This window comes from Paenibacillus sp. N3/727 (genome assembly GCF_022637315.1).
GTDB classification, from domain to species: domain Bacteria; phylum Bacillota; class Bacilli; order Paenibacillales; family Paenibacillaceae; genus Paenibacillus_AQ; species Paenibacillus_AQ uliginis.
Genome location: NZ_CP093336.1, coordinates 33,490 through 54,798, shown reverse-complemented (window position 1 = coordinate 54,798; position 21,309 = coordinate 33,490). Strand labels below are relative to the sequence as shown.

At 48.6% G+C, this 21,309-nt stretch carries 20 protein-coding genes; 1 reads left to right on the top strand and 19 read right to left on the bottom strand.

The genetic code is table 11. The features are described 5' to 3' along the window. Positions 1–151 precede the first annotated feature (151 nt). The 14 genes from spoIIE to pth form a co-directional block, all read right to left on the bottom strand. Entirely contained in the window at positions 152–2,665 is a 2,514-nt protein-coding gene (spoIIE, locus tag MNQ98_RS00260) for a stage II sporulation protein E (RefSeq protein ID WP_241931392.1), read from the bottom strand. 344 nt (positions 2,666–3,009) lie between these two features. Continuing rightward, positions 3,010–3,492, bottom strand: a complete 483-nt coding sequence (locus tag MNQ98_RS00255; protein ID WP_208916728.1) for a S1 domain-containing RNA-binding protein — start codon at positions 3,490–3,492, stop codon at positions 3,010–3,012. Positions 3,493–3,613: 121 nt separating this feature from the next. Further along, complete coding sequence (locus MNQ98_RS00250) at positions 3,614–3,955, bottom strand: FtsB family cell division protein (RefSeq protein ID WP_208916730.1); 342 nt, start codon at positions 3,953–3,955, stop codon at positions 3,614–3,616. Between the two features lie 12 nt (positions 3,956–3,967). Further along, the gene (yabQ, locus tag MNQ98_RS00245) at positions 3,968–4,537 is read right to left on the bottom strand and encodes a spore cortex biosynthesis protein YabQ (RefSeq protein WP_241931391.1); all 570 of its coding nucleotides are present in this window, start codon (positions 4,535–4,537) and stop codon (positions 3,968–3,970) included. Next, positions 4,534–4,815: a sporulation protein YabP gene (gene yabP / locus MNQ98_RS00240; protein WP_106769539.1), complete on the bottom strand. Its 282-nt coding sequence runs from the start codon at positions 4,813–4,815 to the stop codon at positions 4,534–4,536. The genes yabQ and yabP overlap by 4 nt, the downstream gene beginning before the upstream one ends. Before the next feature lie 183 nt (positions 4,816–4,998). Further along, positions 4,999–5,277 carry an RNA-binding S4 domain-containing protein gene (locus MNQ98_RS00235; protein WP_208916734.1) on the bottom strand — a complete coding sequence of 93 codons (279 nt, stop codon included), beginning with the start codon at positions 5,275–5,277 and terminating at the stop codon, positions 4,999–5,001. Continuing rightward, positions 5,277–5,549 (bottom strand): HU family DNA-binding protein, encoded by a 273-nt coding sequence (locus MNQ98_RS00230; protein WP_208916736.1) that lies wholly within the window; start codon positions 5,547–5,549, stop codon positions 5,277–5,279. Before MNQ98_RS00230 ends, MNQ98_RS00235 begins: the two co-directional genes overlap by 1 nt. Positions 5,550–5,714: 165 nt before the next feature. Beyond that, the gene (gene yabN / locus MNQ98_RS00225; RefSeq protein WP_241931390.1) at positions 5,715–7,229 is read right to left on the bottom strand and encodes a bifunctional methyltransferase/pyrophosphohydrolase YabN; all 1,515 of its coding nucleotides are present in this window, start codon (positions 7,227–7,229) and stop codon (positions 5,715–5,717) included. 96 nt (positions 7,230–7,325) lie between these two features. After that, complete coding sequence (locus tag MNQ98_RS00220) at positions 7,326–9,011, bottom strand: putative polysaccharide biosynthesis protein (RefSeq protein ID WP_241931389.1); 1,686 nt, start codon at positions 9,009–9,011, stop codon at positions 7,326–7,328. A gap of 270 nt (positions 9,012–9,281) precedes the next feature. Beyond that, positions 9,282–9,824 (bottom strand): stage V sporulation protein T, encoded by a 543-nt coding sequence (gene spoVT, locus MNQ98_RS00215; RefSeq protein WP_208916743.1) that lies wholly within the window; start codon positions 9,822–9,824, stop codon positions 9,282–9,284. A 431-nt stretch (positions 9,825–10,255) separates the two neighbouring features. After that, positions 10,256–11,365 (bottom strand): peptidylprolyl isomerase, encoded by a 1,110-nt coding sequence (locus MNQ98_RS00210; RefSeq protein ID WP_241931388.1) that lies wholly within the window; start codon positions 11,363–11,365, stop codon positions 10,256–10,258. Next, entirely contained in the window at positions 11,349–14,876 is a 3,528-nt protein-coding gene (gene mfd, locus MNQ98_RS00205) for a transcription-repair coupling factor (RefSeq protein WP_241931387.1), read from the bottom strand. The genes MNQ98_RS00210 and mfd overlap by 17 nt, the downstream gene beginning before the upstream one ends. Before the next feature lie 155 nt (positions 14,877–15,031). Continuing rightward, positions 15,032–15,262, bottom strand: coding sequence for an anti-sigma-F factor Fin (fin, locus tag MNQ98_RS00200; protein ID WP_208920940.1), 231 nt, complete (start codon positions 15,260–15,262; stop codon positions 15,032–15,034). A gap of 126 nt (positions 15,263–15,388) precedes the next feature. Further along, positions 15,389–15,949, bottom strand: a complete 561-nt coding sequence (gene pth / locus MNQ98_RS00195; protein WP_241931386.1) for an aminoacyl-tRNA hydrolase — start codon at positions 15,947–15,949, stop codon at positions 15,389–15,391. A 144-nt stretch (positions 15,950–16,093) separates the two neighbouring features. On the opposite strand from pth, the gene MNQ98_RS00190 reads away from it, so the two are divergent. Then, positions 16,094–16,294 carry a hypothetical protein gene (locus tag MNQ98_RS00190; protein ID WP_208916749.1) on the top strand — a complete coding sequence of 67 codons (201 nt, stop codon included), beginning with the start codon at positions 16,094–16,096 and terminating at the stop codon, positions 16,292–16,294. 130 nt (positions 16,295–16,424) lie between these two features. Here the strand turns inward: MNQ98_RS00190 and MNQ98_RS00185 are convergent, their stop codons facing one another. The 5 genes from MNQ98_RS00185 to ispE form a co-directional block, all read right to left on the bottom strand. Continuing rightward, complete coding sequence (locus tag MNQ98_RS00185; RefSeq protein WP_241931385.1) at positions 16,425–17,378, bottom strand: ribose-phosphate diphosphokinase; 954 nt, start codon at positions 17,376–17,378, stop codon at positions 16,425–16,427. Between the two features lie 78 nt (positions 17,379–17,456). Further along, entirely contained in the window at positions 17,457–18,857 is a 1,401-nt protein-coding gene (glmU, locus tag MNQ98_RS00180) for a bifunctional UDP-N-acetylglucosamine diphosphorylase/glucosamine-1-phosphate N-acetyltransferase GlmU (RefSeq protein WP_277883713.1), read from the bottom strand. Positions 18,858–18,967: 110 nt separating this feature from the next. Continuing rightward, a complete protein-coding gene (gene spoVG, locus MNQ98_RS00175) occupies positions 18,968–19,252 on the bottom strand; it encodes a septation regulator SpoVG (protein ID WP_006207419.1) in 285 nt (94 codons plus the stop codon). A gap of 183 nt (positions 19,253–19,435) precedes the next feature. Further along, entirely contained in the window at positions 19,436–20,263 is an 828-nt protein-coding gene (purR, locus tag MNQ98_RS00170) for a pur operon repressor (RefSeq protein WP_241931384.1), read from the bottom strand. A 105-nt stretch (positions 20,264–20,368) separates the two neighbouring features. Further along, entirely contained in the window at positions 20,369–21,223 is an 855-nt protein-coding gene (gene ispE / locus MNQ98_RS00165) for a 4-(cytidine 5'-diphospho)-2-C-methyl-D-erythritol kinase (protein WP_241931383.1), read from the bottom strand. Positions 21,224–21,309 lie beyond the last annotated feature (86 nt).

The following is a 21,309-nucleotide window of genomic DNA, read 5'->3' as shown; positions in this document are numbered from 1 at the left end:
CTCCCCGTCACATCATTAAACTATCGTCTTGTCTCTATCATTCCCATTTTTTATAGAGTTCAAACGATAAATTGAAAGAATAGACGAAAGGTTCGCCACGGATTCCCTTATAATCTCATAGACTGATATTATAAATATTTAGTTCACTTTATCAGCTTACCGTACGGGGCCGCTCCATCCGTGCAAAACCCGGCACGTGAACGTTGGCCCACTCGGGGTGGAAGTGATCCACACGACCAACTACAACTGTCATATCATCGTGAATCTGATTTTGCTGATACCGTATCACCTTTTCCAGCAAGCAATCTGCTATTTCTTGAGGGTCTGAGCTGTTCACTTCCTGAATGATCCGCTTCATCCAAAGTTCCTTGTTTACGGCGTAGCCCGGCGCATCATAAATGCCGTCCGTCATCATAATAAGCACATCCTCCGCCTGGAGCTGTAAGGACACGAGATCCACCTCAATATCCTGAATAATGCCGATCGGTAGGTTGCTTGCGGTAACAGGAATGACTTCATTGCCCCGTTTAATAAAACTCGGTGTTGAACCTATCTTCAAAAAAATAGTCTGTGCTGAATATTGATCAATCAGTGCCATATCCACCGTTGCATAAATTTCATCTGGCGAACGCAGCATCAGAATCGAATTGACCGATTTGATCGCAAGCTTCTCATCCATTCCCGACTGCAGCAGCTGTTCCAAAATATTAAGTGCCGAACTGCTCTCCATTCTAGCTCTTTCTCCATTCCCCATTCCATCACTCAGCGCCACTGCAAAGGTGCCATTTCCAAGTTCAACCGTACTGAAGCTGTCTCCCGACAGCAAATCTCCACCTTTGGCCGCAGCGGCCACACCTGTCGTAATCTCAAACGTTTTAGCCGAACCAAACCGCACGGTCGCGAGCCCATCACGCGGATGAGTCATCGTCTCTTCCACAACGGCAATATGTTCACCTATGATATCCGAGAGAAGCGGAGCGATAATCTTCCGGCACTCATCATACCCCCGGGTATATGCATGAATGATTTCTATCTCTACGTGACCCGAGTCCAAACTGATAATATCAATACCTTGAATGGATAGGCCAAGATGCTGCAGCGCTTCACGAATCTGTTCTTCCTGGATATACATCGTCTGACTTTCCCGTTTGATCTCCCGTGCCAAGTCCTCCATGACTTGCGACACACCGGATAGCTGTTCCGCAACCAGATGACGGCTATCGAATATTTGGCGTTTCCATTGCATATCATGTTGATATAGATGATACTGCTGCTTGAGAACACCCAGCACTTCTTCTTTTTTGGCACATATCTTATCCCACACCGGCGGCAGATCCTTGGCCTCCAGATCTGGATTTTCTTCTATAGTTGTCATCATATCGGTCATATATTTATAGGTCTGATAAAATTTCGCATCCCAGCAGTGATTCCGCTTAAAGCAGGACGAGCATGTTCCATCCGCCACCGCATCCATGAAATGATTCATTTCCTCCGTCGTCTGTTTGCCGGGAGGCTGCATCGTTCCAGTTGTCTGCCCGAAGCTTTGCGACAGCTGGCGGAATACCTTAGAGAATTGGGTTACCCGATCTGCTGTCAGATCCCGAACCCGCTTCGCATACTCATGTTGTGACTTCGTATGGTCCTGCGTACCAGGCACATACTTGCCAATCGCCTGCATCACACCTCTAGGTGTAACCAGGAACAGTCCGATCGCTATACAGGTTTCCCAAGTAGAGAGCATCACTTCGTTTGGCTTGTTGAAGTAAATGGACAATATCGTCGCGCCTAGCAGCATCCCGAGCGAAACACCGCCTTTCTTGCCTTCCCGAAGCATACCAGCCAGCATTCCCGAAAAAGCCAATAGACTCATCTGAGCAAATGCCGAGATATCCGCCAAGCTAAGAATCAAGCCGGTAACCACCCCGACGGAAGCACCCAGCGGAGCTCCTCCAACAAGAGCAAACAACAGGATCAAATAGCGTGACAATACATGTTCTACGGATAGCCCTTGGACTACCCAGCCCACAGCTCCTGTCATTACGGATGCGAGCAAGATGATCAGACAAAGGATTTCCTCGTTCTTAAGCACATAATTTTTTTTGCGTAAGGTAAATACCGGAATGGCTTGGATAAATACCAGTGTAAGCACAAACCCAAGCACCGCATCTAATGTCATCATTATCATGGAGTACCAGGTCATGGATGGACCGACCAGCAACGCGAACAGATTCACCACGAAGGTGGACACAAACACCATTATTGGTGCATAGGACAGCTCCGCCCGTTCATACGTCTCCAGCCCTCTGAGCATAAAGTAGAAAAGGATAAGCTCAGCCGGAATCATGAGAAAAGATGAACCTGATGCAAATATACTTCCCGCTACAACAGCTGCTCCGACCGGGAGCAAATAATCTCTGCGAATAAAAGCGATGACTGCAAAATAAGCAACTGCAAACGGTGACAGCTCGTCCAGGATCATAGCTCTTCCCAGCAAAAATCCCATAAATGTCAGCAATATCATCCATTTCTTCGCGGCCAGCAGTTCGATGGGTCGCTTCACGAAGGATAATTGCCCGATACGTTCCGCCAAGCGGGCACGAATAGCTCCCGCTCCTCCTTTTGCCGTCTCTGTCCCCGGAAACATGACTACATTTCTTTTTTCCATCACCCTGGCACCCCATTCTTCACGAATTTGTTGGTCCCATTATAAAACTCTTGTGCCGAGAAAGTTTGTCAGAACACCGGACAAGCCCCAAAGAAATTTCCGACAAAAAAGCCTGCCCCCGCGAAAGCTCGGAAGAGATAGGCTAATCCCTTGATCTATTCCCATTTTTTTGATTTATTCATCCACATTTTGGTTAATCAATTTCCCGAATTGGGGCGCCTTAAATTTACCAATTAGCGTTTTGGCGGCGTAAATCACGTAGGAACCTGTCGTACCCTTGCATCACGCGACAAAAAAACCGCAGAAGGTTATTTCCCTCTGCGGTAACTTTATATTTTATCGAATTACACCCGTTTGGCTCCGCGTCCACCGCGTTTGCCCTCTGTATTCTTCTTAAGCGAAGAAATACGTTCTTCACTATCTTTCAGGAAGCGTGACATTTTATCCTCAAATGAAGGCTTATTGACCGCAGGCTTAAACGGGCGTCCGCCACGTTCACGGTTATATCCTCCACCGCCACCTCCGAATCGTTCTCCGCCTCCACTGCGTTCCGGTCTTGGTGCGCGGGGTGGACGACTTTCGGAAGCCGGCTTGTCGACAGCTTGCTTGATCGAAAGACCGATCTTGCCGTCCTTGTCGACATTAATCACCTTCACGGTAACGACATCGTTGATCTTCAAGTGATCGTTGACATCCTTAACGTAATTGTCGGCGATCTCCGAGATGTGAACGAGACCCGTGACACCTCCTGACAGATCCACAAATGCTCCAAAATGCGTTATGCCTGTCACCTTGCCCTCTAACTTGGTGCCCACTTCAATTGCCATAGAATAAAATGATCCTCCCTTAAAAATATACAGTCCGATTTCTTGAATCTCGCTGCGGTGATTTGATTATACCCAATGACCTAAAAGAGGTCAACAGACGTATGTCATGGCTTTACCGACATTATTCACCCGAATTATGCGGTTGAATAATCGGAACTTCGTTCGGTGGATAAAGTCCGAACTTCTTCCTGGCGATTTGCCCGATATATTCGGGATCCTGCAGTCGTTCGACCTCAAGATTCAGCTCGTTCCACGCTTCTTGTACAGCCTTCTGCTCGGTGCGTTTCTCTGCCAGCGTTTCATTCCGATTCTGGATATGAACATTTTGAGACCAGAGCGTTGAACCTGCCCAGATCAAAAACAGCGCCATCATGGCCATATACATTCTTCTGCGCCGAAGTGCGCCTCTGTTCTTTATTGTCTTTTGGGGAGCCTGCTTCGGTTGTTCAGCAAATCTTCCCATGACTCATTCCTCCTAAAACCAGCGCTTCCACGCCTTTATAACCTTGTCCGCCACATGCTTGCACCACACCGGCATCACTATACGTGATGTGATCGGCCTCAGCATCCATTTCAGAAGACTCCAAAAAGGCAACAAGCATCGCAGTACCATGCGTAAAAGGAACATGACCAATCTCCATAGAAGTTTGAACAGACCTTTCAGCAGGTTCAGGATACCCTTGATCGGATTCCAGACCAATATACGAAACATTGTCATTAAAACCGACAGCAAGCGTTTTGCCACCTGAATTAACATTACCACAAAACGTCTGGTTATAACACTCCATAATAAAAAATAGATCCAAACCCCTAAAAAGAGTCCTACAAACACATAAAAACGCAGTTGGCCGTAGTTGGTAACATACAGCATCTTGAATACAAACAACGCGGCTGCGATCCAGTAGACAAGGTCCAGCGCATGTTGTGACCATCTGGGAAAACGGAGCTGGCCTGCCAGCACCCGGTAGCTGTCATAGGCCAGTCCCATGGCTGCTCCGGAGAAGAGCATCCAGAGCAGCGTTATCCATTGGATTTGCGGATTCATTTAAACAGCTTGCCGAGGAGGCTTTTATTTTTAGCCTGGGATCCGGGATTCAGGTAGATAAGGGAATGTACCAGTCCTTCAATAGACAGCAGCCCCTCTTCCAGGCTGAGATTTTTAATATGTAAATTTTGCCCCCGGATGGTCAGATGCCCGAGTTCGGTCTGCAGCAAAAACTCTTCACTGTCGAAGCTCTCCACATTTTGGACGCCGGTTATGTCAAGCTGCTTACGGTTTTGCATCCGCAGGTCATGATGTTTACCCTTCCCTTGGTCGATCATGGCATGTACCCCTCCTTTTAAAAATAGCTTATGGGGTGGAGCCTGTCTTTAGAACTGCGGCTATACCTTTTCGAACAAGTAGAAACAACTTCGTCGTCCTTCTCAATGACGATGAGCGTTTCTGCGAGAACAAAAAAGCACCCCCTCACATTCGTGAGAGAGTGCTTTATAAGCAGATTGATCTTACCAGTTCAACCCGTTATCTTTGGCGATCGGTTCTTCCTTAACCAAGGCATAGAGGCTTGCAGCCTCATCTTTACGGGTCGTCTCGGCAAGACGCTCGACGCGGACTGTGACCAGCTTCTGGCCAAATTGGACCGTGATCTCGTCGCCCACCTTGACTGTACTGCTTGGCTTGGCCTCACGGCCGTTGATCAGCACCCGTCCTTGATCCGATACATCCTTCGCTACGGTACGCCGTTTGATTAACCTCGATACTTTAAGGAATTTATCGACACGCATTACTTTACAGCTTCTTTAAGTTTGTTACCCGCTTTGAATGCAGGAACGTTGGACTCAGGAATTTCGATAGTGTTGCCTGTTTGCGGGTTGCGGCCCGTGCGGCCTGCGCGTTTGCGGGTTTCGAATGTACCGAAGCCGATCAATTGTACTTTGTCGCCGCTAGCAAGGGCATCTGTGATTTCGCCAAGGAAACCGTTCAGGACGTTCTCTACGTCTCTTTTAGTCAATCCGCTTTTGCTGGAAATGTTGTTGATCAGATCTGTTTTGTTCATGAATTAAATCCTCCCAATTATCAGAAAAGTAAAAGATTCCGTATTGCTGGCAGTAGATCAGCAGCATAAGCCGCGATTCGCCTTACATGAATATTCTGGGTTTCTTACTGAATTCCTGCCGCAACACCCTATTTTTTTATTTTTTGCGAGAAAAAATATGTTTTTTCACGGCTTGTCGCCGCCATCAGGTGACGAAATTTGTTTGGCCGATTGCCACAAAACTTCCATCTCATCGAGCGTGCTGTCATGTACCGTCTTACCCTGTGCCTCCAGCTGTTCTTCGATATATCGGAATCTTGTAACAAACTTCCGGTTTGTTCTCGACAAAGCTTCCTCCGGATCCGCTTGGATAAACCGGGCCGCATTGCTTACAGCAAATAGTAAATCGCCCAGCTCAAGCGCCTGTTCATCCGGCGACTGCCCTTCGGCTACCGCTTCGCGGAGCTCAGCAAGTTCTTCCTCGATTTTTTGAAACACACCGTTGATATCATCCCAGTCAAAACCGACTTTAGATGCTTTCTTCTGCAGCTTGTAGGCTTTCATCAGCGCAGGTAGGTCACGGGGAATACCGTCCAGTGCAGATGCCTTTTCCGGATCAAGTCCCTTGCGCCGCTTCTCTTCTGCTTTCATCTGCTCCCAGTTTTGTAGAGCAGCCTCAGCGTCCTTGGCGAAGTTCTCGCCAAACACATGAGGATGGCGGAAAATCAGCTTGTCGTTCAGGCCTTGAATCACGTCATAGACCGTAAACGTACCGAGTTCCTCTTCCATCTGAGCGTGCAGCAAAATTTGAAGGAGCAAATCGCCAAGCTCCTCTTGCATATGCTCAGGGTCATCCTCATCAATCGTTTCCAGAACCTCGTATGTTTCTTCAATCAGGTTCTTACGGATGGACTCATGAGTCTGATCCCGGTCCCAAGGGCAGCCCTCGGGACTTCGAAGAATGCCGACGATTTCGTGAAGCCGGGCGAAGGTCCGTTGACGAAGCTGATCGTCATCGCTCCGGGGCACGTAGACCAGCGACAGGTTTCCGTACCCCTCTATGCGGTCCAGTTCGTACAACGGAATGCGGACAATGGACTCTTCCCCTTCCACACCGAGTGCATGTCCTACAATAACCTCATACTCATCCGGATATATTTCCATCAGTGCGAGCTTAACCTCTGATGCAGTAAACATATCATACACTTGGCCGATCAGCGTATGAAGTTGCGGCTGAATGAGACTGCTGCGAAGTTCGGCAGCATCCAGCAGCTGAAAGCCTTCAATTGGATCAAATCCAAGACGGACGAAGGCCTCGTCGAGGAAGCTTTCGCCACCCAGCACCGTCAGAGATATGTTCTGCTTCGAGCATCGCTCCCGAAGCAGCTTTACAGTCGCCTCCGCTACCATAGGGTGTCCCGGCACTGCGTAGACAATCTCACTGCCGTCGCCTTCCGCCTGGGATGTTTGGATTAACGCAGAAGCAATGTAATCATAAACCTCCGGAAACGTGTCGTGGCTCTCATAGGCCTGGTCGAATGATTCCATCTTTACACCCAGTTCTTCCAGTGCCGTAATAACCGGGTGCGATAAGGTGCGCACATACACCTTGGCTGCGTGCTGCAATGTTTTCATAATGCCTAAAGTCAGCCTGTCCGGATTGCCCGAACCGAGACCGACAACCGTGATGGCTGCACTCATAAAGCTTCCTCCGCTCTTCGTCCGCCTTAGCAAGGGCGGTGTTTGTCGTACACTACTATACCACAGACGAAAAAACATCTCACGCCGGGCCACTCATCAGCGCATCACACGCATTGCCTTGAGCATTGCTGCCAGCGGTCTGCCGACCTTCGGCAGCATGAGAAGCTCCTCCTCTGTGAGGAGCTTCGTGAGCGCGGCTCCCGCCAGAAAGGCGCCGCCTCCAGCCACGACGCCGGCCAAACTTGCGGCCGCGGCGCTTATGCGGCCCGGGGCAAAGCCGGACGCTGCAAGAATACTGCTGGCCGCGCTAGCAGCACCCCAGGCGGCCAGTGCCAGTCCCGCGAGCATAAACGCGGGCTTCGCAAGCAGGTTTACGGCACGAAGCCGGACGCCGATAGAGCGAACCAGCATTGCCACGTTCAGCGCAGCGGCGACGAAATGCGCGGCCACGCCGGCAATGGCTGCGCCGGTAATACCCCACTCAGGCACCAGCAGTAGGTTAAGTCCTAGCTTAAGCAGAGCTGCCGCCAGCAGATGGACCGCCGGAGCCCTGACGATGCCAACGCCCTGCAATAACGCCGCTGAGATAATGCTAACCGTGCCGCCAACCGCCGTGAAAGAGATCCAGCGCATGACGCCACTGCCTTCCGCATCCTGATACAGCATAATGTTGATCGGTTCGGCCAGCACTGCCAGGCCAACGGATGCTGCAAGGCCAAACAGCCAGAACCAACGCAGCGCAAGGCGGCACTGGTTGACCACTTGCCCAGTCTCTCCTTTAAACTTAGCTTCCGCTAGGGCAGGAATAAACAATACAGACAGTGAAGTAGCCATCATGGTCACAAGCTGCACAAGCGGAAGACCCCGGTTATATACACCAAATTCGGCCATCACAGCCTCACCCGGCAAACCGGTGTCTTTCAGCAGTCTGGGTACCGTAAACGTGTCTACGAGACCGATTAGCGGCACAGCAAGTGCGCTTAAGCATATAGGTACCGCATAGACAGCCAGACGCCGAAGCATTTGGCCATACCTTTCCCGCGCTGCAGGCAGCTGAACTGTATGGTGATGCTGTTCTGCTGCACGCGAGCCAGTGCCTTCCGGCTCTTCCCCCACAGTCATTGTTCTCCGCGAATAAGCATGTTTACGCCAATAAAATGCCATCACAAGCAATCCTGCCGCTCCGCCTGCAGCTGATCCGAACAACGCACCGGCTGCGATCTCATCAACATCTGCCCCTGCACCTGTCATGTATAGCAGAAGAACGATCATGACAGCCACACGCACGCTCTGCTCCACAATCTGCGACACCGCTGTCGGTACCATGTTGTGAAGCCCCTGGAAATATCCCCGCAGAAGCGCCATCCACGGCACAAAAGCCAAGGCCAGTGCCCCACTGCGAAGTGCAGGTACGACATGATCATCTCCGATCCATACTCCGAGCTGCGGAGCGCCGAAATACATAGCTGCTCCCAGTATAAGACCGAACAAGACAAGGACGGCCGTCGATACACGAAGCATCCTCCGGCTCTCTTCCCGCCGTCCCGCTGCCTCATATTCGGCCACATATTTCGATAGAGCCGCCGGGAATCCAGCCGCAGCTATCGTAATGATCATCATGTATAAAGGGTAAACCGTATTATAAATGCCGAAAACAGCGTCGCCGCCCATGTTTTGCAGCGGTATTTTTTGCAGTGTTCCGATCAGCTTGGAGACAATCGCTGCTGCGCTGAGAATAAATGCCCCTTGAAGAAGCCTTGATCCTGATTCAGTAGGTTTCATCGTCTGTAACCATTCCTTGCCTCTCCTGTTTAACAGGTCTTTTGATATCCCATTATAACCGGAACCGGAACACAGACTCAAAATTAGACTAGCTGACGTTCATTTCCGCACGTATTCCCTAAGGTCACTAAACCTGTCACCACTAGTCCATACGCGGTCCAAACATATACTTTCTTATCTCATCAAAAAAAACTCCCACCTGCCTCGGACCGGTACGGCCCGAAGATCAGCGGGAGTAGTTACTTCTATGCGGAAAGGAGCGTCTTAATCTTATTGCTCCATTTGCTTGCCAAGAAATGCAGCGGCTGTTTCAGCCATCTTCACTTCCATCTGGCCCATCGTAACCGATTCGTCTTTATTCAGCAGCAGCACACTGCCGATCGGATCTCCACCTGTAACGATTGGAGCCGCTACAAAGCAGGAAAATTCCTCTGGTGTATCTTTACTGATCTCATATGTGCCTTTGTTCGTTTCCAACACAGTCTTGCGGTTTTCCATACAGTTTTCGAGCAGGTTACCGATCTGCTTGTCCAAATATTCTTTCTTGGATCCCCCGGCTACAGCGATGAATGTATCGCGGTCGGAGATGATCGTAATGTGACCTGTGCCTTCATACAATGATTCGGCATACTCCTTCGCGAAGTCTCCCAGTTCCCCGATTGGAGAGTATTTCTTTAGAATTACTTCTCCATCTCGGTCAACAAAAATCTCAAGCGGATCTCCTTCACGGATACGCAGTGTGCGTCTAATTTCTTTTGGGATGACCACGCGCCCGAGGTCATCTATACGGCGGACGATTCCAGTAGCTTTCATTTCACATGTTGCCCCACTTTCTTAAGAAGATTTTTCAAACTACTGATCGATACGGGAAGAGGATGTCCCCAGGTATATAAGTGTAATGTCTGACCATAGTATTCATCCTTTCCCATATCCTTATACATGCTCAGTCCTATATTGGTTGCGAAAGAGTTATTTTCTTTTTGAACCAGCAGGGATATCGGGCAAAAAGATCCATAACGCAGTATCCGCGCTATGGATCTATCGACTTCCTTTAACACACCTCAAAAACGTAGCTCAGCCCGAGATACAGGATAAACTGCATAAATGAGGGGCCGGAAGGAAACCGATCCTCATCTGCGCGATTTTGTTTTTTTCATCAGATGACTGACTAAGGATTAGTGGATAGACTGTGAAAAAAACACGGGGCTAAAGCCTGCTGTCCTGAGCTAGCTTGTCCGCCTTCCTTATTTTCCGGTATCTTCCGTTTTCTTATTGTCTTCTGTTTGCTTGCCGTCTTTCGTTCCCTCGTCTGTTGCAGGGGCCTTATCTGTGCTTTCGGCTCCCTTGTCCTCACCTTCAGTAGCTGGTTTGTCAGGAGTCTCACTCTTTGGAAGATCCATTTTTTCAATCAGATCGTTCAGCTCATTCTTCATGAACGTGTCGACTTTGGCCGAAGCCAGTTCGTTATGAATGCCTTCCTTCTGGGTATCACTCAGCTTGTCATACGTGACTTCCTTACGGCTTTCAACCTTCATGATATGGTAACCGTAATCTGTCTCAACAGGGTCACTGATTTTGTTCAGTGGAAGTGTCAGTGCTTGTTCCTTGAACTGGGTAACCCAGGTGCGTGCTTCCTTGTTCTCATACAGGCCACCTTCATCCTTAGAGCCCGGATCCTCGGAATACTCCTTTGCAACCTTGGCAAAGTCCTCACCCTTGTCCAGTTTAGATTTAACCTCTTTAGCAAGTTTTAAAGCATCTTCTTCCTTGCGCTCCTTGCCTTCGAGATCTGTAAAGCCGATCAGAACATGGCGGACACTAATTACGGAGTAGTCCAATTTATTGCTCTCGAACTCCTTCTTGATATCCTCTTCCGTCACCTTGTTCTTCTGATCCTCCATCACGGTCATGACGCGAAGCATGTAATTTTTAAGATCCTGCTCCGTCAGCTTTTGAGCATCGAGAGCTTTTTTGAACTCCTCTTCACCCATCGCGTTTTTGTACTGCTTTACCATATCATCAGCCTGTTTTTCGGCCGCTTTCTTCGCCTCATCACCGGCTTTGGAATAAAGATATTCGTAAGTAACTCCCTGCTTGGCCAAGTACTCTTTAAATTGGTCCATCTGCAGAAACTGGGCGTATTCTGGAGACATGAACTGCATCACCCGCTGTTCCAGGTCGAATTCCTTCTCGGTGATTTCCCCACCCTTGTATTTAACTACGACTTTACTGTCGTCCTTCTGTGGTTGTTTATTATTAGTGTCGTCCCCGCATGCAGCGAGCACCGACATGGACATTACCGCAGTTAGCGATACGATAAATGTTTTCCATGCCTTTTTATTTCTTGACGGCATTTTGTAAATCTCCCTTCCGGTTGAATGGCTCCTTGGCAGCCTCAAGAAACTGCTCCAGCAGTTCCAACAGCTGTTGATCCGAAAGGCCTTTGCCCTTCAGACGGATCAGCATGTTTTGGCCCTGTTCAAATTGTACACGTCTTTCGAACAGATTTCCAACTTGCGCAAGCTGAGCTGTATTAATTACCTTATCCTGTCCTTCATAAAACTGCAAAAGCAAATCATCTCCGCGTTGAGAGATAGAGTCTATTCCGTACATCCGTCCGAACACTTTCAGACGCGAAACCGCAAGCAGATTTTGCACCGCCTGTGGCAACTCTCCGAATCGGTCAAGCAGCTCATCTTCAAGCTCAGCCGCTTCATCGAATGAAGCCACGACTGCCACTTTCTTGTATATCTCAATCTTCTGAATGCTGTCATAGATATAATCCGACGGCAAATAAGCATCAATTCCAAGATCAATGGAGGTATTCCAGTCTTGGGAGGGAACTACCTGCTCACCCAACATACTTACTTTACGCTTCTGAATTTCTTCGGCCAGCATCTGCGAATACAAATCAAAGCCGACGGAGGCAATAAATCCGTGCTGTTCAGCACCGAGCAGATTTCCCGCTCCGCGAATCGATAAGTCGCGCATCGCGATTTTGAAGCCGGAGCCGAGCTCCGTGAATTCCTTGATAGATTGGAGGCGCTTTTCAGCTACTTCAGTCAGCACCTTGTCGCGTTGGTATGTGAAGTAAGCATAAGCAATCCGATTGGAACGACCAACCCGGCCGCGCAGCTGATACAACTGGGACAGTCCCATTTTGTCCGCATCATGAACAATCAAGGTGTTCACATTCGGAATGTCTACACCCGTCTCAATAATGCTGGTGCTTACAAGTACGTCATATTCACCGTCCAAGAAGTCCAGAATGGTCTTCTCCAGTTCAGTTTCAGACATTTGGCCGTGTCCTACCCCCACCTTAGCCTCTGGAACGAGCATGGAGATTTGGGCAGCCATTTCCTGTATACCCTGTACCCGGTTATAAAGATAATATACTTGTCCTCCGCGCGCCAGCTCCCGCTCAATTGCCTCTCTCACAAGAGTCTGACTGTGCTCAACAACATACGTCTGCACCGGGAAACGGTTTTCCGGCGGAGTCTCAATGACAGACAAATCACGCACACCGAGCATCGACATATGGAGCGTACGCGGAATCGGGGTCGCCGTCAGCGTCAGCACGTCTACATTCGTCTTGAGGCGCTTCAGCTTTTCCTTGTGGGTTACGCCAAACCGCTGCTCCTCATCGACAATCAGCAGACCCAGATCTTTAAATACGAGATCCTGCGATAAAAGACGGTGCGTTCCGATCAAAATATCGACCGTTCCCTGCTTCACCTTCTTGATGGTCTCATTCTGTTCCTTACGGCTGCGGAACCGGCTCAACACCTGAATGTTGATCGGATAATTGGCAAACCGCTCCCGGAACGTCTCATAATGCTGCTGAGCCAAAATCGTCGTCGGCACAAGTACGGCCACCTGCTTACCTTCAATAGCAGCTTTAAAAGCTGCACGGACCGCAACCTCGGTCTTACCGTAACCGACATCGCCACAGAGCAGTCTGTCCATCGGACGGTTCTGCTCCATATCCTTCTTGATCTCCCCAATGGCCCTGAGCTGATCATGGGTTTCATCATAAGGGAACAAGTCCTCGAACTCCTGCTGCTCCGTTGTATCCTTCTCAAAGCCATAGCCGGGTGCGGATTGACGGTCAGCATACAGCTTGATCAGATCATCCGCAATGTCCTGAACGGACGAGCGGACCTTGTTCTTAACGCGGGTCCATTCATTGCCGCCGAGCTTATAAACCTTCGGCTCCTTATCCTCAGAGCCCACATATTTCTGAATGAGGTCAATCTGCTCGATCGGTACGGACAGCTTATCGCTTCCGGCATAAAGGATATGCATGTAATCCTTGTGAATGCCGTTGATTTCAAGCGTTCCGATCCCCATATATTTTCCGATACCGTGATTTTGATGCACGACATAGTCGCCGACTTTGAGCTCCGTGTAACTTTTGATCCGTTCGGCGTTATCCAAGTTTTTGTTCGTTTTGCGTACTTTCCGCTGCTTCTGCGAGAACATCTCTGCTTCGGTAATAATCGCAGCATGAACCGAAGGCATCTCAAAGCCGTTCTGTAGACTTCCCTCGAGCATTACAGGCTCGTCAATACCGTAATCGTTAAGAACACGTTTCATCCGATCCATACGGTCCTGTCCGCCGGCCAACATCATGACTTTTACGCCAGTTTTATGCCAGCGTTCCACCTCGGCCTTAAGCACGTTCATCTGCCCGTGAAAATCCTGCATGCCACGGGTAATAAAGTTGACGATGTTCTGTGGCTGGATTCTTGGTACTTGACGCAAAAATATCGAAATGAGCAATGTCTGGAACCGATGCTGATACATCACCTCGTCACTGTCGAGCGACAGCGGCAGATCTGGCAAGGACTTGCCGTTTTGCATCAAATGCAAATTCCATTCGGCCTCATCTCGTTCCAGCTGCTTGGCCGTTTCAAGAAGACGTGCTGGTTCATCCATAATAAGCAGCGTGTCTTCAGGCATATAATCATATAAATGCGTTTTTTCCGGATAAAGCAGTGAAATGTATTTATAAATTTCTGGGAAATAGACACGCTCCCGCAGCATTTCCATCTCACGGTTAATTTCCTCACGCAATCTAAGCTTTGCCTGTCTATCAGTCATTCTTTCCAGCTGGGTCTCCAGCATTCTTGAGATAATATCCGCCGCACGGCTCAAACGCTCCGTATCTGCAATTATTTCTTTGCAAGGCGTAATGATCACTTCTTTGACCTTATCAATCGAGCGCTGGTCAGAAGGATCAAAAGTACGGATGGAATCAATGTCCTCGTCAAACAGCTCAACTCTATAAGCAAATGCCGACGTCATTGGATAGAAATCGATAATTCCACCACGCACGCTCATTTCGCCGCGGCTCTCCACTCGCTCCACACGCTCGTACCCAAGCTCGATCATCCGGCTTAAAAAAGATTCTAGCTCAAGCATTCCACCATCGTTTAATATAATCCGGGCATCGGCCATTACTTCCGTGGCCGGCAGCAGACGGCGCACACCGGAAAACGGCGCAACAACAACACCCCGGAAGCCACGTGCACAACGGTGCAGTACATCAATCCGCTGAGCGAGGGTCTCCGGGCTTGAAACTGCTGATTCCGCTGCCACCAATTCATTGGCCGGATACAGCAGCACCTGGTCTGCAGATAATACCTCTTGAAGGTCATCCGCAATCTTTTGTGCCGAGAACATATTGTGCGTAATCACCAGCAGCGGACGCTGCTGATTCTGATACAATGCAGCCATCAAGATTTGCCGGGACGAACCAGATAGACCTGAGATCAGCTGTTCTCTCATGCCGGCCGATGTGCCAGCCGCAATGGACTTAAAGTCCGAATCTTCCGAAAAGACGTCTATAAGTGCTTGTAACAAAAGGGGCACCTCTCTTATGCAAACGAATGAATTTATGGGAAATGTGTAATCGAAAAGAAGCCTCAGCAAACTGCCAAGGCTAAAGCGCGGCCTCTGTTAACCGCGTTACGTCCGTCTTACATTACATCATGTGACTGATTTTCAAAAATGATATCCTACTGAAGAGGATTGGCCAACAGACTAAGCTCCGGATGAGTCTCCAGTGCTTCCCTGCAATGGTCGCAGGTCACTCGTACGGTAACATCTCCGTTAAAATCATACGCTATTATATCCTTGCGTTCCTCGGGGGTCAAGGAATCGAATCCAAGCTGAGACTCTGAAATCTCGCTCGATTCAATCCGGCCCTGAAATGTCCGGCAGTGTCTGCAGGTATAATTTATCGCCATCATATGCCTCCTGAAGGTCTTTTATACCTTCAGTATGCCCGGCTTAAGACCCTTTCAGACAGCCTGTCCTGCGGACGCTTTCTCGCCATTTAACTGGTGAGGCCAATGAGGCGGCAGATACGATAGCTAACCGTTAAATTTCTGCATCGTCTGTTCAAAAGTATGGTCCAGACTGTATTCGAGAGAATCACAGGTTGTTTCTATCATACTTTTTAACAGGTCACGTTCATTTTTAGGGAAATTCCCCAGTACATAATCAACTACAGCAAATCCCGGTTCGGGGCGTGATATCCCCATTCTTACCCGATTAAATGTTTGGGTTCCTGTATGCTGAATAATCGATTTGATGCCGTTATGTCCGCCTGCGCTGCCTTGGTATCTCAGACGAATTTTTCCAACGGCAGTGTCTAGGTCATCATATACAACAATCATATCTTCCAAATCGACTTTATAGTAATCCATAAACGCACGTACGGCTTCCCCTGACAGATTCATAAATGTCATTGGTTTAATCAAAACGGTCTTCTTGCCTCCGATGAAGCCTTCTGCGATCACCGATTTGCATTTGTTATTATTAAATTTCATCCCATGACGCACCGCCAAGGCATCAAGTGCCATAAACCCAACATTGTGGCGCGTCTTCTCATAAGCTGGACCAGGGTTGCCCAATCCGACAATCCATTTCATTTCAGTATAATTCCTTTCCGTAATTTTACTTTCTTCTTTACAGCTTTCTGAGTACAATATGAACAACACAATCATTCGGGGCAACGCAGCTTGCGCTAATCAGACCCCTTAATCTATACCCTCACATAAGAAGGTGGACCAGCATTGAAAAATTATGAACAGAGATTGACGCATCATAGCCACTTTCAATACCACATGAAGCACGCAATCCCGGTGCAGGTGTACGAGCAGGGATGTCATATGGAAGTTGGCCTTATCACGGCTGTTGACGCTCATTTTGTGGAAGTCGAAGGAACTTTGTATAACCGAAGCTCTTTTACCTTCATCTCACGTCCTGGGTACTGATGTCCCGCAAGCATAATTGTAAACGGTTTCTCTAGCTGTTAGTCTATCATCTCTATCAAAATGCCGCTATAGCCGACAAGGGTTACATTTCCTGAGGAAGGAAACGTAACCCTGTAAGTTATAGCAAATATTATTCAATCTCGAACAGCTTGCTGATGGACAATTCTTCATGGACACGAATAATCGCTTCACCCATGAGTGGAGCAACTGACAATACCGTCAGCTTGCTGCTCGGATTATCATGTGTAATCGGAATTGTGTCCGTCACAATAACTTCCTTAAGCGGGGAATTTTCCAGTCTCTCCATCGCTGGACCGGAAAGTACCGGGTGCGTACAACATGCGTATACTTCTTTTACGCCGCCTTCCATCAATGCGTTAGCGCCGAGACAAATCGTTCCAGCCGTGTCGATGATATCATCGATCAGGATCGCCGTTTTGCCCTCGATATTTCCGATAATATTCATGACTTCACTAACGTTCGGTTCTGGACGTCGTTTATCAATGATCGCAAGTGGAGCATTCAGGAAGTCAGCTAGCTTTCTGGCACGAACTACACCACCATGGTCTGGTGATACGACCACCGGGTTCTCAATTCGCTTCGAACGGAAATATTGAGCAATGATCGGAACACCGAGAAGATGGTCAACCGGAATATCGAAGAAGCCTTGAATCTGCATCGCGTGCAAATCCATGGTGATGACACGATGGGCGCCGGCCTTTTCAATAAGATTTGCAACCAGTTTCGCGGTGATTGGATCCCGGGAACGCGCTTTACGGTCCTGACGAGCATATCCATAGTATGGAATAACCACATTGATGCTCTTCGCGGATGCACGCTTCAGTGCGTCAACCATAACCAGAAGCTCCATCAGGTTATCATTGACCGGTCCACAGGTAGACTGCACGATATATACATGACAGCCGCGGACGCTTTCGGAGAGCTTTACTTGGATCTCACCATCGCTAAAGCTTGTTGTATGGGACTCCCCCATCGGAATTCCGATATAATCGGCAATTTGATGGGCTAGCTTTGGGTTGGAATTACAAGTGAAAATTTTCAATTTAGAATCAAGATAAGTCATAGAATAGAAACCCTCCGTGCTGGTTCATTGAAATTAGGCTGCCCGATCACCGCTTCTTCGCTTAAGGGAGGACAGCAATTATGATTGTGACTGACTGTTCTTCTTTGCTTTTGCGTGTGCCCGGATTTTTTCAGCGTAACCGGGCTTATTTTCCTGCCGCTGTCTTGCTATTGCCAAATCGTTCTCCGGCACGGATTGAGTGATGGTGGAGCCAGCTACGATAAACGCGCCTTTACCAACCTTAACCGGCGCAATCAAATTAACGTTGCTGCCAACAAATGCATCATCCTCAATTTCGGTAACGGATTTATTATAACCATCATAGTTCACCGTTATCGCACCACAACCAACATTAACGTTCTTGCCGACTTTTGCATCTCCAATATAACTCAAGTGGGACACTTTTGATCCGTTATCAATCGTTGAGTTTTTCACTTCAACGAAGTCGCCGACCTTCACGTGCTCACCCAGTTTGGAACCAGGACGCAAATAAGCGAACGGCCCTACGGTTGAGCTCTCGCCAACTTCGGCTTGACAGAGAACTGAGTATTTTACAGACACTCCATCCGCAATAACCGAATCTTCGATTTCACTGTTAGGTCCGATCTCACACTCCCCGCCGATAACGGTATTCCCTTTTAATATTGTACCCGGATATAGAACCGTGTCTGCGCCTATCGTCACATCGGCTCCAATATATGTGGAAGCAGGATCAATTATCGTTACCCCGTTCAGCATATGACGACGTGTTATACGCTCCCTCATATAGCCCTCAGCTTGCGACAAGGCCAGGCGGTCGTTAACTCCGATGGATTCGGCTTGATCGTCAGTTTGATAAGCCAACACCGTTTCGCCGGCTTGTTTCATGATACCGATGACATCGGTTAAATAATATTCTTGCTGCGCGTTTTGGTTCGTTACTTTTTCCAGCGCGTCAAACAGCTTAGCATTGTCAAAACAATACGTGCCTGTATTAATCTCACACACAGCGTCTTCCTCAGGACTACAGTCCTTCTGCTCCACTATTCGCAGTACATTACCTTCTTCGCCCCGGATAACCCGTCCATAGCCTTTAGGGTTGTCCATATGAGCCGTCAGCACGGTTGCGGCAGCTTTGCTGTTCTCGTGCAGCTCCAGCAAGCCTTCCAGTGTCTCAGGTGTGACTAGCGGTGTGTCTCCGCAAATGACGATCGTCGAACCTTGTTCACTGCCTAGAAGATCTTTTGCCTGTTTCACGGCATGGCCGGTTCCAAGCTGTTCTTCTTGCAGCACATATTCCGCCGCATCTCCCAGATAAGAACGAACTGTTTCCGCTCCATGGCCAACAACCACAACACTGCGTTCGCAGCGTACCTGATCAACCGTTCGCAATACGTGACCCACCATCGGTTTCCCGCAGACGGGGTGAAGCACTTTATATAGTTTCGATTTCATTCGTTTGCCCTGCCCAGCGGCGAGGACAATAGCCAATCTTTTCAAGGGCCCTGCCTCCTCCTCTTGAACTCACTACTGAATATATCTCATTCTAGAAAAAAAGAAAAGAGAGCCATGAGTATGGCTCTCTTTTCCTTGAACCCCAATTATGAATCTTAAGCGCCTTCTTCAATGACTTCTTCTTCAGTAGCAGCACGTTCGTACTCAGCCAATACAGCGGACTGAATCTTCTCGCGGGTACCGGAAGAAATCGGATGGGCAATGTCGCGGAACTCTCCGTCAGGAGTGCGTTTGCTCGGCATTGCAACAAACATTCCATTGTTTCCGTCGATAACGCGAATGTCGTGAACGACAAATTCATTATCGATGGTAATGGATGCGATTGCTTTCATTCTCCCCTCAGAGTTAACACGGCGGAGTCTGACATCCGTAATTTGCATATGTGTTCACCACCTTTTTCCATCAGAGACTTGGTGTATAATTCCACATAGCAAACCGAATTCCTTCTTTTTAATTGTATAAAATGTCCTAAATTCAGGAATTTTTTTTAGAATGTGATATTTTCGACAGACTTCGTGCCCATTCGCTTGAAAACGCTATTATATCGACAAATACCGCCAGTCCTATTTTTCGAAATAATTTCCAGGATTTACGGTGATCATCTTACTCTTGGAATCCACATCCGAGAGACGAGCCAGAGAAATGTAGTCCTGCAGTAGTCGTTCCTCCGACTCAACCGCACCTGATTCCAAAAGCACTCCGACTCCTGCCACTTCCGCATTGAATTCAGCAAGCAGATCCACCATTCCCTGGATTGTGCCGCCAGCTTTCATAAAGTCATCCACAATAAGAACGCGTGAGCGTTCTTTGAGCGCCCTGCGAGAGAGGGACATCGTATGGATGCTCTTATGAGATCCGGAGACGTAGTTGATGCTCACAGCCGAGCCTTCAGTCACCTGATGATCACGGCGTACAAGAACAACCGGCAGATTCAGTTGAGCGGCTGTCGCATAGGCAAGTGGGATTCCTTTCGTCTCGACCGTCATGACGACATCAATGTCACAGTCCGCAAAGACGGTTGCGAATATTTTGCCAGCTTCGTTCATCAGGGAGGGCTCTCCCAGAAGGTCAGACATATATAAATAGCCGCCAGGCAGTATCCGGTCGGACTGCTGCAGCTTATGACACAATTCTTGGGCAAAAGAGAGTGCGTGGTCCTTCCGTAGCTTCGGAATGTACTTCACACCCCCGGCTGCTCCCGCAAGCGTCTGCAGCTCGCCCATTCCTTCGTCTTCAAACACTTCCTTGATAATCGCCAAGTCCTCACTGATGGAGGATTTGGCTGCTCCGTAACGTTCAGCGAACGTAGTCAGCGGAATCAAAGTATGCGGTTCAGATAATAAATATTGGGTCATGTCGACCAATCGTTCGCTTCGTTTTAATTTTTTCACATGGGTTCCTCGCTAAATCCGAATATTATATTGTAAATATACCACTTTTGTACGTCTTTCCACAAGGTCAGAAGTTCCTAACCTGATAATCAGCTCTTGATATTGTTACGTTAGAAGTCTAACTGCATAAACTTCTTTGCAAAAGCCTCTCAAGCCATTATAAATTCGCGCGACTTTGGACTCTTTAGACACAAGCCCAAACACGGTTGGCCCGCTTCCAGACATGAGCGCTCCATCAGCCCCAAGCTTTAACATAGCTTCTTTCAGCTGCTGCACTTCCGGGTGCATCTTCAGTGTCACCTCTTCCAGCACGTTACCGAGTGACCGGCACATTTCCTGAAAGTTGCCCGATTCCAGAGCTGAGATCATATCCTTGGCGGACGGATGTTGTTGTATGTTGTCACTGCGCAGACGACCGTACACTTCTGCTGTAGACACATTAATCGGCGGCTTCGCCACAACAACCCAGCATTGGGCAGGGTTTGGAACAGGGGTCAGAACTTCCCCTCTACCTGTCGCTAGGGCAGATCCGCCTGTAACACAGAAGGGCACGTCAGAGCCCAGCTCAGCTCCTAGAGATAACAACTCTTCCTGCGGTATGTTCAGATCCCAAAGACGGTTCAGGCCACGAAGCGTGGCCGCAGCATCACTGCTTCCGCCAGCCAGACCGGCGGCAACGGGTATTTTTTTGTCCAGATGAATATGTACGCCTTTGCGGACTTCATAACGCTCCTTGATGAGTTTAGCCGCCTGAAAGGCCAAGTTCTTCTCATCAAGCGGTATATAGCCCGCTTGGCTAGTGATGATGATCGTATCTCGAGGCTGCTCAGACATCTCCAACCGGTCTGCCAAATCGATCATCGTCATGACCATCTCCACTTCGTGGAAACCGTCGGGTCTTTTATGAAGTACGTCCAGCATCAAATTGATCTTAGCAGGCGCTTTTTCGTATATTTTCAAGAACGTTCACCTATCCTTAGCTTTTCCCATAAGCACAACTTAACACATTACAAGAAAAACTTCTAATTGACTTTATATTAACAAAC

Excerpts from the sequence above, each read along its gene's own strand:
- MNQ98_RS00210 (WP_241931388.1), bottom strand. The coding sequence starts at position 11,365 with ATGCCGTCAAGAAATAAAAAGGCATGGAAAACATTTATCGTATCGCTA.
- MNQ98_RS00185 (WP_241931385.1), bottom strand. The coding sequence starts at position 17,378 with ATGACTTATCTTGATTCTAAATTGAAAATTTTCACTTGTAATTCCAAC.
- spoVG (WP_006207419.1), bottom strand. The coding sequence starts at position 19,252 with ATGCAAATTACGGATGTCAGACTCCGCCGTGTTAACTCTGAGGGGAGA.
- pth (WP_241931386.1), bottom strand. The coding sequence starts at position 15,949 with ATGAAATGGATTGTCGGATTGGGCAACCCTGGTCCAGCTTATGAGAAG.
- MNQ98_RS00235 (WP_208916734.1), bottom strand. The coding sequence starts at position 5,277 with ATGCGTGTCGATAAATTCCTTAAAGTATCGAGGTTAATCAAACGGCGT.
- yabQ (WP_241931391.1), bottom strand. The coding sequence starts at position 4,537 with ATGAATCCGCAAATCCAATGGATAACGCTGCTCTGGATGCTCTTCTCC.
- fin (WP_208920940.1), bottom strand. The coding sequence starts at position 15,262 with ATGGCGATAAATTATACCTGCAGACACTGCCGGACATTTCAGGGCCGG.
- yabN (WP_241931390.1), bottom strand. The coding sequence starts at position 7,229 with ATGAGTGCAGCCATCACGGTTGTCGGTCTCGGTTCGGGCAATCCGGAC.
- spoVT (WP_208916743.1), bottom strand. The coding sequence starts at position 9,824 with ATGAAAGCTACTGGAATCGTCCGCCGTATAGATGACCTCGGGCGCGTG.
- yabP (WP_106769539.1), bottom strand. The coding sequence starts at position 4,815 with ATGATCGACCAAGGGAAGGGTAAACATCATGACCTGCGGATGCAAAAC.
- spoIIE (WP_241931392.1), bottom strand. The coding sequence starts at position 2,665 with ATGGAAAAAAGAAATGTAGTCATGTTTCCGGGGACAGAGACGGCAAAA.
- MNQ98_RS00220 (WP_241931389.1), bottom strand. The coding sequence starts at position 9,011 with ATGAAACCTACTGAATCAGGATCAAGGCTTCTTCAAGGGGCATTTATT.
- MNQ98_RS00230 (WP_208916736.1), bottom strand. The coding sequence starts at position 5,549 with ATGAACAAAACAGATCTGATCAACAACATTTCCAGCAAAAGCGGATTG.
- MNQ98_RS00250 (WP_208916730.1), bottom strand. The coding sequence starts at position 3,955 with ATGGGAAGATTTGCTGAACAACCGAAGCAGGCTCCCCAAAAGACAATA.
- MNQ98_RS00255 (WP_208916728.1), bottom strand. The coding sequence starts at position 3,492 with ATGGCAATTGAAGTGGGCACCAAGTTAGAGGGCAAGGTGACAGGCATA.